Annotated in this window: 7 protein-coding genes; 4 read left to right on the plus strand and 3 right to left on the minus strand. The window is 40.4% G+C overall.

All coding sequences use genetic code 11. The annotated features are described in order from the left end of the window. Window positions 1–4: 4 nt before the first annotated feature. Window positions 5–4,456, minus strand: a complete 4,452-nt coding sequence (locus EHS13_RS36735; RefSeq protein WP_227013881.1) for a fibronectin type III domain-containing protein — start codon at window positions 4,454–4,456, stop codon at window positions 5–7. Between the two features lie 385 nt (window positions 4,457–4,841). Here EHS13_RS36735 and EHS13_RS10615 point away from each other — a divergent pair, with 385 nt between their 5' ends. From EHS13_RS10615 to EHS13_RS10630, 4 genes are all read left to right on the plus strand, one after another. Then, window positions 4,842–7,178 (plus strand): helix-turn-helix transcriptional regulator, encoded by a 2,337-nt coding sequence (locus tag EHS13_RS10615; protein WP_162463057.1) that lies wholly within the window; start codon window positions 4,842–4,844, stop codon window positions 7,176–7,178. A 193-nt stretch (window positions 7,179–7,371) separates the two neighbouring features. After that, window positions 7,372–8,316 carry an ABC transporter permease subunit gene (locus EHS13_RS10620; protein WP_193571491.1) on the plus strand — a complete coding sequence of 315 codons (945 nt, stop codon included), beginning with the start codon at window positions 7,372–7,374 and terminating at the stop codon, window positions 8,314–8,316. A 13-nt stretch (window positions 8,317–8,329) separates the two neighbouring features. Next, the gene (locus tag EHS13_RS10625; protein WP_155700313.1) at window positions 8,330–9,211 is read left to right on the plus strand and encodes a carbohydrate ABC transporter permease; all 882 of its coding nucleotides are present in this window, start codon (window positions 8,330–8,332) and stop codon (window positions 9,209–9,211) included. Window positions 9,212–9,330: 119 nt separating this feature from the next. Then, entirely contained in the window at window positions 9,331–10,902 is a 1,572-nt protein-coding gene (locus EHS13_RS10630) for an ABC transporter substrate-binding protein (protein ID WP_155700314.1), read from the plus strand. Between the two features lie 60 nt (window positions 10,903–10,962). Here EHS13_RS10630 and EHS13_RS10635 read toward each other — a convergent pair whose 3' ends face one another. Both EHS13_RS10635 and EHS13_RS10640 read right to left on the minus strand, forming a co-directional pair. Next, a complete protein-coding gene (locus tag EHS13_RS10635) occupies window positions 10,963–11,634 on the minus strand; it encodes an ABC transporter permease (RefSeq protein ID WP_162463058.1) in 672 nt (223 codons plus the stop codon). Further along, window positions 11,627–12,550, minus strand: coding sequence for an ABC transporter ATP-binding protein (locus tag EHS13_RS10640; protein ID WP_155700316.1), 924 nt, complete (start codon window positions 12,548–12,550; stop codon window positions 11,627–11,629). The genes EHS13_RS10635 and EHS13_RS10640 overlap by 8 nt, the downstream gene beginning before the upstream one ends. Window position 12,551 lies beyond the last annotated feature (1 nt).

The following is a 12,551-nucleotide window of genomic DNA, read 5'->3' on the forward strand; positions in this document are numbered from 1 at the left end:
CACTTTAGAAAGGAGCAATGTTTGAGCCAGGCACAACAACTCTTGTGCCAATTCCTGGTCCAGTCCAACCTACGGAGAGATGATCTCCGCCAGATGATTCTTTCTGTAAAACTTCAATATAATAGCTTTGGCCAGCAACCATGCTGATATTGCCAGAGGTTTGATAAGAGTAAGTGCTCCAGTTATCTTCGGGTGTGTAGTCTATAATATACCCAACTAAGACTTTGTTGGCCGGAGAACTGGTAGTACTGATCCATAATTCACAAGCATTATCACCAGCAACAGAGAAGGTGTAAGTGCCCGTTGTGGATGGAACGATGTAACCACGGATGCGTGTTCCGTAATTATCACCAAAATTAGAAGGTGCTTTTAAGCTGGTTAAGCTAGTTGTTCCGGTTGGAGTGGTTCCGACTGGGATACTGGCAATGGTATCTCCCGTTATTCCAGTCCAGTAATCACGAGTAATACTGCCTGTTCCGCCGGCTGCATTGGTGGTTACGCTTAATGCAGTGCTAGCTGCTGAGAGATTATTAGCTGCATCCTTGGCTTTTACTGTAAAGCTGTATGCCGTACTGGCTGTTAATCCTGTTACAGTGTAAGATGTTGCTCCTATTGCTGAGCCATGTAAAACTCCGCCTTTGTAAATCTCATAGCTGGTGACACCGACGTTATCGGTAGAAGCCGTCCATGTTAGATTTACCGTAGTCGATGTTTTGGATGGTGATGCCAAGCCTGTTGGTGTTGAAGGAGCCGTTGAATCCGCACCTGAGTTTGTTGTTACACTTAATGCGCTGCTTGCAGCTGATATATTGCCAGCCGCATCTTTGGCTTTTACTGTGAAGCTGTAGGCTGTATTGGCTGTTAAGCCTGTTGCTACAAAAGTTGTTCCGGTAGCTGAACCTGCTAACGAACTGCCTTGGTAAATGTCATAACCGGCTACACCAACATTATCCGTCGAAGCGGTCCAGCTTAAATTAACGGATGAGGTCGTTTTGGATGGTGAGCTCAAGCTGGTTGGCACGGTTGGTGCCTGTGTATCTCCAGTTCCGCCTGAATCACTGACATCACATGTTTTGTAGTATCCCGGTGCTGGATCACCAAGTGCATTATTACTGCACATAACTCCATTGGTGTAAGTGCCGAATACATAGGAGCCGTTAGCTCCATAACGGACATTTTTCGTGCCAGTGAAGCTGCATTGATTATTCTCTCCAGCGCAGTAAACCCAGCTTGCAGTCCCATTTGTAGTAATGCTCAAAGCACTGCTGGCTGATGAAATATTGCCTGCAGCATCTTTAGCTTTTACCGTGAAGCTGTATGCTGTATTAGCTGTCAGGCCACTAACTGCAAAGGTAGTAGCGCCAGTTGTCGACCCGATCATGACTCCACCTTTGTAGATGTTGTATCCCGTAACTCCAACAGCGTCAGTGGATGCTGTCCACGACAGGTTTACAGTAGTGTCGGAATTCGCAGGTGAAATCAAATTCGTTGGAGCAGTTGGAGCTGTGGTATCTCCGGAATTTGCATTTGTAGTTACGCTTAATGCACTACTGGCAGATGAAACATTGCCTGCTGCATCCCTAGCTTTAACCGTAAAGCTGTAGGCTGTGCTTGCTGCTAACCCAGTTACTGTAAATACAGTAGCATCTGTTGTCGAGCCTGCGAGAACGCCAGCTTTATAAATATCATAGCCTGTTACTGCAACATTATCTGTGGAAGCCGTCCAAGACAAATTGACAGTACTGCTGGTTTTTGAAGGAGACGTTAAACTTGTAGGAGCAGTAGGAGCCGTGGCATCTGCGCCTGTTGACGGTGTTAATTTGGCACCAGCCCAATCTGAATGGTCATAGTCCGCACCATTAATGCCTCCATCAGTCACAACAAGCTTCAATTGATTTACATTGGCTACACTGAGGTCAAAGGTTTTGGTAGCAGAAGCTGCAGTCATTAATCCGCTGTCATATACCTTATCTCCATCCATGAAAACCTGGAAGACAACGGATGCACTTGCATGAGTCACCTCATCGTCAATTCCGACTGCGGAAACAAATCGGCTATAGGCGCCATTCAAATTATAGATGATTTCTGAAGCTGCATGAGTGCCTAATCCTTTGGAGTAAGTTACACCATCCAAGCGAATCGGATTCTGGTCAGAGCTTAGATCCTTACGGACGCTCGCCCAGCCTGCAGTTGCCGAAACCCAGGTTAAGTCACTGAGATAAGTAATCGAGAGGACTGTTAAAGTTGTGACGTTTAATGAACTGCTGGCTGCTGAAGTGTTGCCCGCAACGTCTTTTGCTTTAACAGTGAAGGTATAAGCCGTATTGGCTGTTAAACCTGTAACCTTGAAGGAGGTTCCATTATCTCCAAGAGTTGTGCCTGCTAGAACACCATTTTTGTAGACTTCATACCCGTTAACAGTCACATTATCGGTCGAAGCCGTCCATGACAAATCAATGGTTGTATCCGTTTTACTTGGTGATGTGAGGCCTGTTGGTGCAGATGGAGCTGTTGTATCTGGTGGATTTGTTGTGACATTCAATGTGCTGCTGGCAGCGGATAGATTGCCGCTGGCATCCGTTGCTTTTACAGTGAAGGCATATGCCGTATTACCGACTAAACCACCAACCGTAAATGTAGTTGCACCATTGGTCGAACCTGCTATTGTGCCATTCTTGTAAATGTTGTATCCAGTAACGCCGATGTTATCTGTTGATGCATTCCAAGTTAAATTCACAGATGTTTCTGTTTTGGATGGTGATGTTAGACTGCTAGGTGTCGATGGCACTATTGTGTCTGGTGGACCTGAGCTAACAATGACGATTTGCTCCTTAATGCTCGCTCGGGCATTAGTGTTCCAAACGACAAGCGTGACACGGTATGTTCCTGCTTTCTGATAAGTGTAGGTTACATTGTTTGAGGTAACCGGGATGCCTTCACCAAGATCCCATAAATTTTCTGCGATTGTACCCGTTCCTGCTGTAGATGTGTTAGTGAAGGTAACCGATGATCCCAATGAAACAGTGGTTGGCCCTGTAAAGTTAGCAGTCGGCTTCGTGTCGCTGAATCCGCGGGAAGTCAGCTGTGTATTGGTTCCATTCCCGCTAACTGTATTGCCGCTCCATTCCAAACTGGCTGCACTGGCTGGATATTGATCAATAGACTGAGCTGCGTTGCCAGTTATCGTATTATTAATAAAGCTGAGACGATCTGTTCCACCGGATGGCGTAATCTCAATGGCTTTGTTTCCATTGTTAATAATGGTATTGCTGTCAAAAGTCATGTTGACGGAATTGCCATGAATCCGAATCGCATTACCGTCGTAACCCGGATATGCGGCTTTAGGATTGTTGCGTTGAGTATTCTTAAAGGTGTTTTTATAGAAATACTGATACTGCTGAGGCGCTTCAGCACCTTCACCTTGGAGCTGCATCCCCCACATCACCATATTTTGAACCGTATTATAGCCCCAATATTGGTAGCTGCTGCCTGAGGATTGCTGCATACCAACCTGTTGGCCATTATCAACAGTGTTATCCGTTGTAATGGTATGTGCGGCCATTACTTCAAGTCCCATGCCTTGAACTGTACCATCGTTTGTACCAATAAAATTACGACGGACAGCATCATAGGAAGAACGCACGACACTCAGCCAATGATCGACATGATTGTCTTCCACAATAGCTCTGTTACAGTTTGTATGGAGCTCGATGGATAGTCCATGCTCGGCTAATCCTGAGCGAACAGCGGTATTATTCGAGACGGTAATGTCTTCGCAGCCATCATTAGCGAAGATGGCTCCGCGCCCAGACCCGTCTACATTGTTGCGTAATATCTTGGTTCTATTGGAGTTCCAGCCTGCACGAATCCCAGCTCCCCAAATTGAACCTACTCCCATCTCGTAAAAGTTGTTATCTGTAACGATGTTATCGTTTGAGTTGGAGATCATAATGCCGAATGGAGCGAATCCAGTTGTTGCATTTAAATTTTTGATGATATTATGGTGGAAATTATGGCTGCCTCCACCATCAGACAAGATCGCGGTTACAACGTTAGGATTGTTGTTTCCATCAATAGTGAGCTGGAATATTTCTTCGCCGGTCGTATTGCTGACATTAAACATATGGCCGGAAAAGGCAGGGCCAGCTTTAATAATTGCAGTAGCCGTGGCATCACCTTTAAACTTTATCCCTGATTTACCGATAATACTGCCAGAGATATAATAGGTGCCTGATGGGAATAAAACCGTATCACCTGATACAGCAGCTGTAACTGCGCTATTAATTGCTGTTAAATCGTCATTGGTATCCCCTCCGTTTGCTCCATAGGAAGTCACATTAAGGGTAGATGCGGCTTGAACACCTGGGAGCGGGAGAATAGGCAACAACAAAGAAAGCGTAAAAATCATCACAAATAAACGCGTGCGCAAAGTCTTTTTAGTTTTTTTCTTCAACATTCATCATTCATCTCCATTTCGTTTTTTAAATTGCTTGCAGATTGGTTTCTTGCTCCGCATGATTATTCAATCGTGGTGAACAACACTCCCATTCTTTATTTACCCGAATAATCGGGCTGTTTTATTATAAATCCGCATCAACTCCTTTGTGGATCAGATTATGTTTGCAACTCCACTATGCCAAACTCTGGACTGCAAAAAAACTGTACAATATTGGATTCCATGTAATTTACAGCAATAACAGCTATTATTTAATTCGAATCTATATATTATAAAAGAAAGCGCCTAACTTTTAATGTGCCACATATATCAGAGATAGAATTCAGATGTTATAATGCAGAAAAGTATACTTATAAAGGATGGATTGTTAAGGAGGCATGTAACAGTGAAGGTATTTGGGTTTTATAAATCAAAAAAATATTTGCAGCGAGTCATGTTTTCAATCATGCTCTCTATGGTTATTGTTTTGTTGGCATTATCTGTGGCTAATACTTATATTTTAGAGAAATCTGTGAAGAGCAATCAAGAGGAGTCCAATCTCAAGGTGCTCACCCAAATTCAGTATAACCTTTCTTATATGAATGAGATCATTACTCACTTGTCGAACTTCGTTTATAATGACAATCAACTGGTCCCATTAATGTTCGATACAGATTTGCCTAAGATGGATTTTATTCGCAGCTATCAGGAAATGTCCAAAGTATTGGATAGCTCATCCTTCTTGCACTCCATGGTCATTTACAATTTTAAACAGGATGAACTATATGGTACAACAAGTGCGTTTATGCTTGATGGTGGCGTAACTAAACAAAAGATACGCAATTGGTTGATTAATTCAACGGATGATCGTCCTACTTCACGACTTATCCCAGTTAGCTTAGAGCATGATGAGGGACAAATAGATGCGTTTGCTTTTATTGTTACGAAGACACTAAAGCCTTTTTCGCATAAAGAATCGGCAATTGTCCTCTATATTAAATCGGATTGGGTTTTCGATAGCTTAAAGAAAATGAATGTAGTAAGCAGCCGCGAGCAAGGCGAAATATTCATTGTAGCTGAGGACGGTCAGCTCTATTCTGCTAATCATAATAAAGCGGAGACCAGCAAACAGGATCAAAGCTATATTAAACAAGTAGTCAATGACGATAAATTGGCAACTAATCAACAATCTGGTTTTGTGATAGTGAAGATCGCGGGCAAAAAAAGCATGGTGTCCTATATGGAAAATGATAATCGCAATTTATCAATTTTCTATATTCAATCCTATGACAAGCTAATGGAGCAAGTCACTCGAACTCGAATCACATCTATTATAATAGCCGGTGTGTTCCTGATCTTCTCCATTGGTTTATCCATATGGCTTTCCTATCAGCTCTATCATCCTATTGAGAATATGCTGAAACGCATTCGACTGCATACCTCGGATGATAGACAAAGCGGGTTTAAAACCGGGGATGAGCTGCAAATGATGAGCGAGAATTACATGAAGCTATCGAGTAAGCTCCAAGAAATCAGTTCTGAACAGATAGTTAATAAATATTACATTCGTAAATTCTTAACCGACAGTCAAATGTTCTCCCATAATGACATGCTAAGTTTAATAGAAAAACATGATTTGAATATATCTATTAGAGAGCAAATTAAAGTCTGTGTACTGAAGATTGATTATTATGCGGCTTATGACCGTAATACAACAAGCTCATCCAAGAAGCTTTACAGCTTTGCTATAGTAAATATTGCACAGGAAATAATGGCGAAGAGGTATCCTTGCGAGGCTGTTGAAGTACGTGGTGATCATGTGGTGTTAATCGTTTCTAAGAGCGAAAGTGATGAAGATATTACATTTGAATCGATAGTTCCATTAATTTGTGAAATTCAAGATACCATTGAGCGCTATTACAGCCTGAATCTTTCCTGTGGCATCAGTGATACGATCTCACAATTCTCTTATATCTCATCTGGCTATACACAAGCACTCCAACTTAGTCTATACAAAATAATTAAAGGCAATAAGTCAGTTATTACATCCGATGAAATTAAAGAAAACGTAGCCAATACCCAAACAAGCATACCTGAGACAATCGAAAAGAAATTGGCTGAAGCGCTTAAAAAAGGACAAATGACGGAAGCAGGAACCGAGCTGGAGAAGGCATTCTCGTTGCTCGCGAATTTCCGTTATGAGGATATCGTTCGCGAAATATCCAATCTAGCTTGGCTGATTAAGAACACAGCCCTGGATATTAAGAATAATCGCATTGTCCAATTCGCAGATGACATCGACTATATCCATTTAATTCCGCAGGAGAAAGAGACGCTTGAGGAAATGTTCTTCTCACTGCTGTCTGTTTGCTCCCAAATATGCGAAGGGCAGAAGCCAGCGAAAATGGAACGCAACGAGATGATCCTTGAAACGATTAAAGAACTAATTGAGCAAAAATACGCAGATATCAATTTAAGCCAGCAATCAATCGCTTTAAACGTCAAGCTTTCATCCGCTTATATTGGCACCTTATTCAAAGACAGTTATAGAATTTCAATCACAGAGTATATTAACGATGTTCGCTTAAACCATGTGAAAATGTATTTAGAAAAAGATAATTATACAGTGCTTGAGATCATGGATAAATGCGGTTACGCGAATCCCAGCTACTTTTTCCGGTTGTTCAAAGCAAAATACGGCAGTACACCTAAAGAGTATCGCATGAAAAAATCAATGTTCTAAGTAACTTTGAATATAAAGATTCCGCTAAAAACACCTCAATTCTGCATAAATGAGGTGTTTTTTTGTATTATTACGAAGAAAATGCACAAATTCGAACATGTTACATCCAAGGAGTGCACTATTTCGAAAATCGTATTCTATTCAGCAATCGGTGAAACATGGCATGATCGGAATCAGAAAGGAGGAGGTCACAATGGGTAAAACCCCACCCGCCAAAAAACGGTGGTTCGGCCAAGAGGTTATGCATCTGATTAAAAACAGGGAACTGTTGTCGATTGCATCTCCTGGCTTGCTATTCATTCTAGTTATTGGGTATCTACCGATGATCGGCTTGATTCTAGCGTTTAAGAGGTATAGGTATGATCTAGGTATACTCGGCAGTAAATGGGTAGGATTTGATAATTTCGAATTTCTATTTAAATCCCATGACGCCACCAGAATCATACGTAATACACTGCTCTATAACTGTGTTTATATTATTATCGGAACAGCCGTGGCTTTGCTCTTCGCCCTTCTGCTTAATGAGCTTACAGGACGAATGGTCAAGATATATCAGACAACGATGTTCTTGCCCTTCTTTATTTCTATGGTATTGGTTGGCTATATTACCAGCGCTTATCTGGATCATACGAATGGATTTCTGAATGCCATACTCAAGACAATTGGATTGGAACCACACAAATGGTACTTTGAAACAACTCCTTGGTTATTCATTCTCCCGGTTGTTGCGATTTGGAAAAGTGTAGGGTTCTCAACATTAATTTATTATGCAGGGATTATTGGAATCAGCAGTGATTATTATGAAGCTGCTAGGTTGGATGGAGCTTCACGGATTCAAATGATGGTTCATATTACCTTGCCATTAATAAAGCCATTAGTCATTATTCTCTTCATTCTTGGTCTCGGTAATATCTTCCGTGGAGACTTTGGCTTGCATTATTTTGTACCTAATAAAGTGGGTTTGAATTTTCCGACGACGGATATCATTGATACTTATGTATACAGAGCGTTGTCCAAAAACGGGAATATTGATTCCGCAACAGCAGTTGGCTTTCTACAATCCGTTGTTGGTTTAGTTACGATTGTTTCTGCTAATTTTCTAGTGCGTAAAGTAAATAAAGAGAACGCTTTGTTTTAATGGAGGAACCTATATGGGGAATGTAAAAAACAACAATTGGTTCATTAATGGTTTTTTTATAGTAATTTGTATATTGATGGCTATGCCATTTGTCCTGCTAATCGCTGTTTCTATCAGTACGGAAGCTAGCTTAACAGATTTTGGTTATCGTTTTATCCCGAAAGAATTTAGCTTGGAAGCTTATCGGATTGTGCTTGCTAAACCAGAGGTTCTACTCAGGGGTTATGGAGTAACGATATTAATTACTGTCGTTGGAACTGTGATATCTCTACTGCTGGTTTCGATGATGGCTTACCCGATTTCACGCAAAGATTTCAGGTATAACCGTATTATTACTTTTATTATCTTTTTCACCCTATTGTTCAACGGAGGATTAATCCCGTTCTACATTTTGATGACCAAGTACCTACATTTAAAAGACTCGTTGTTGGCTTTAATTATTCCATTGCTGATGAGTCCGTTTAACATTCTAATTATGAAGGGCTTTATGGATAAAATATCCATGGAAATTATCGAATCGGCTAAAGTGGATGGAGCCAAGGAAATACGAATTTTCTTCCGAATCATTATGCCGCTTGCAGTTCCTGCTCTTGCAACATTAGGGCTCTTCATTTCATTTGGTTATTGGAATGATTGGTATAACGCTTTGTTGTTTATCAGTAAGGATAAATTTATACCGCTGCAATTGCTGCTTGTTCGTATCATCAACCAAAGTGAATTTTTAGCTAACTCACCTTTGGCCGAAGCAGCGAGCAAACTGGAATATAGTGAATTTCCATCGTTATCTGTGCGGATGGCAATGGCCATTATGGCTGGTGGACCTATGCTGCTTATCTTTCCTTTCTTTCAGAAATATTTTGTCAAGGGCATTACAGTTGGATCATTAAAAGGGTAATAAACAAGGTATGTACTTTGCTTGTACAAACTGTCTGGAAAGGAGTTGAACTGGGTTTGGCAGATTTGTACGACAATGCAGTATATAAAGTTATATAATAAAAGCGGAGGTGTCTTTAAATGATTAATACTAAAAAGTCAATGGTACTTAAGTTAATGATCTTTGTTCTATGTTTTGCGGTAATGGCAGCGTGTTCGAAAGCAGCAGAGAAACCGACTGAATCAGCGGCTGCAGGAACAGCAGCGCCAACTGTTGCTCCAACATCAGCACCTGAAGAAGCATCAGCAGAGCCGGCCCCAACGGCTGATGCACTAAAAGAAGTTAAATTGACTTTCTACTATCCGAGTAATCCACCAGGACCAGATCAACAGCTGGTTAATGATGAAATAAATAAATACCTGAAAGAAAAAATCAATGCTACCGTTGATTTGAAGCCGCTTACTTTTGATGAATACGATCCAAGAATGAATACGAACATGGCTGCTGGCGAAGAATTCGATGTGGCATGGGCGTCTAAATATTGGTTGCTTGGTTATCAAGGTAATGTTGATAAAGGTGCATTCTTGGAATTGACAGATGATATGATTGCTAAATATGCACCAGAAGCTCGCAAAAACATTCCGGATAAATTCTGGCCGGATATGAAGGCTAATGATGGCAAGGTTTATGGGTTCCCAGTTTATCAGGTAGCTGCAAAAACAAAAAGCCTTGTTATTCAAAAGCGCTTCGTCGATAAATATAAGCTAGACGTAACTACGATCAAAACTTATAAAGATCTTGAACCTTTCTTAAAAACATTGAAAGAAAATGAAAAAGGAATTATCCCATTAGGTCTTGCACAAAACTCCAATGGATTCTTCACAGATCCTAATATCTTAGGAACAGATGGTTCTGCGATCTATTACAAAAAAGATGATCCAACATTTAAGTCGATTACCTATACAGAAGATTATGCCAATAAAGCGGACTATTATGCTACTCTTCACAATTGGTATAAAGCTGGATACATTAATGAAGATGCTGCAATCGTGAAGAATATTAATGATTTGAAAAAGAAAGGCAATGTTGCTGTAGGGATTGAATTTACTTCGAAGCCAGGCGGAGAAGCCGATGAAATGAACATTAACGGAAATAACGAAGTTATCTACGTGCCCATTTCCGAATCTTACTTCACAGGGATTGCAAGCGCGATGCAAATTGTTAACAAGAAATCAAAAAATCCTGAACGTGCTTTGATGTTTATCAATTTGCTTAACACAGACAAATATCTTTACAATTTGATCTGCTACGGAATTAAAGATAAGCACTACACGCAAAAAGATGAGAAGTATATCGAACAAATCAAGGATTCTGGTTATGCGCCAAATGTTGACTGGGTATTCGGTAATCAATTCAATGCTTTCTTGAAAGGTACTCAATCACCAGATGTATGGGATAGAACAGTTAAATTAAACGATAGTGCTTTGGTTACTAAGTCTTATGGATTCTCAGCTAATGGCGATACTTATAAGGCGGAAACGGCTAATACACAAGCAGCTAAAGATGAGTTTGCTACTGCACTTGAAACAGGTTCAGTGGATCCTAAGGACATTCTGCCTAAGTTTCTCGCTAAATTGAAAGCAGCTGGACAAGAAAAAATTGATAAAGAAGTTCAGACGCAATGGGATGCATTCTTGGCTAAACAACAATAAGTTGGATATTAAAACAAAAGGCAAGGGCTGGTCTCCAGCTCTTGTCTTTTTTCTGAATAATTATAAGTCTATTCGTTCAATATTCCGGATGGCAAAGTAAGCTGTCAGAATTCCAAATCCTACGATTGCAGCGGCTAAGATCACGCCCATTAACCAGTTATCGTCCAGATTGACTCCGCTAAAACCAATTGAGGTAACAAAAGAGGTAACAATCGTTGCAGGAATCGATTTGCGCAGCATTCCAACAAAGAATGGAATTAAACTCAGTCCAGTGAACGCTATTGCCCAAATGAAAATTCGGATAACTTCATCAATTAGCATTCTTGTAGTCAATGGTTCAGGTATGTAATGCTGATAATGATCGAAAAGCAAGAAAATCGCAGTTGCAAAAAAGTTGGATAAGAGAATTAACCAGAAAGTTATCAGGCTGACCGTAATTAACTTAGCAATTATAAGTGTTTGTCGCCGAATAGGATAAGTAAATAAAACGGAGATCGTTTTATTGCGATATTCATCAATTACTATTCGCGCCATAAAAACAGCAGAGAAGATAATAAATGTGATGCGTACATAACTGCCGACACTTGCGAATGCCAATACATTTGTTTGGATATCTTCATTGGGAATGCTAGTGATGACCCATAAGGCAATAAGCACATTTGCAATTACTATGTTTCTAAGCCATCCACCTATTTTGATTTTTTTGAATTCTAATCTTATTAGCTTATACATCACCATCACCCGCCTGAATCAATTTAAGAAAATGCTCCTCTAAGGTTGTTTTCTTCTTGTTCAAAGCTTCAATTCCAACATCATTTAAGATTAGGATTTTCGAGAGATCTACAGGGGATACATCAGATTGGTATATTCTAATTGTATGCTCATCCATCACTTTATAATTGATTAAGCCTAGCTTGTCCTCGATGATGAATGCAGCTTGTTTGCCATTAGTTGTAACTACCTCAATATATTCGCTTTGTTGCCCACGCACAGATTCCATGGATACTTCTTCAATTAATTTTCCATGATTAATAATACCAATCGTATCCGCCAGCTGTTCAATCTCCTGCAGAATATGACTGGAAATTAACAAGGTCATACCATATTCCTTACATAAAGTTTGGAACAAATCACGGAGCTGTTGAATCCCGAGTGGATCCATTCCATTCGTAGGCTCATCTAAAATTAGCAGCTCTGGACGAGTAGAAATCGCTCGGGCAATTCCAAGACGCTGCTTCATTCCAAGTGAAAAATTCGCAACCGTTTTTTTATCTACATTCGTTAATTGCACAAGTTCCAAAGCTTCATCAATAGCTTTTATATTATAAGCTCCCATGTATGCAAAGTGAAGCTCCATATTGGCTTGCGCGGTTAAATGCTCATAGAAAATCGGATATTCGATAATGCTGCCCATTCTTTTGAAAACCTCATACGAAGCTGGCGTTAGGACCTCACCAAAAATTTCTATGCTGCCGCTAGTTGGTTTTACCAGATTGGTTATCATCCGCATTATCGTCGTCTTACCTGCTCCGTTAGGGCCAAGAAATCCATAAATTTCGCCTTTTTTGAGCTCCATATTCACATTTGAAATGACTTCTTGCCCTTTATAGGACTTGCTTAGTTGGTTGGTTTTAAGAACATAATTCATC

This window comes from Paenibacillus psychroresistens (assembly GCF_009728935.1).
Classification (GTDB): Bacteria; Bacillota; Bacilli; order Paenibacillales; family NBRC-103111; genus Paenibacillus_AC; species Paenibacillus_AC psychroresistens.

Coding starts and splice junctions, on each gene's coding strand:
- EHS13_RS10635 (WP_162463058.1), bottom strand. CDS start 11,634: ATGTATAAGCTAATAAGATTAGAATTCAAAAAAATCAAAATAGGTGGA.
- EHS13_RS36735 (WP_227013881.1), bottom strand. CDS start 4,456: ATGTTGAAGAAAAAAACTAAAAAGACTTTGCGCACGCGTTTATTTGTG.
- EHS13_RS10625 (WP_155700313.1), top strand. CDS start 8,330: ATGGGGAATGTAAAAAACAACAATTGGTTCATTAATGGTTTTTTTATA.
- EHS13_RS10640 (WP_155700316.1), bottom strand. CDS start 12,550: ATGAATTATGTTCTTAAAACCAACCAACTAAGCAAGTCCTATAAAGGG.
- EHS13_RS10620 (WP_193571491.1), top strand. CDS start 7,372: ATGGGTAAAACCCCACCCGCCAAAAAACGGTGGTTCGGCCAAGAGGTT.
- EHS13_RS10630 (WP_155700314.1), top strand. CDS start 9,331: ATGATTAATACTAAAAAGTCAATGGTACTTAAGTTAATGATCTTTGTT.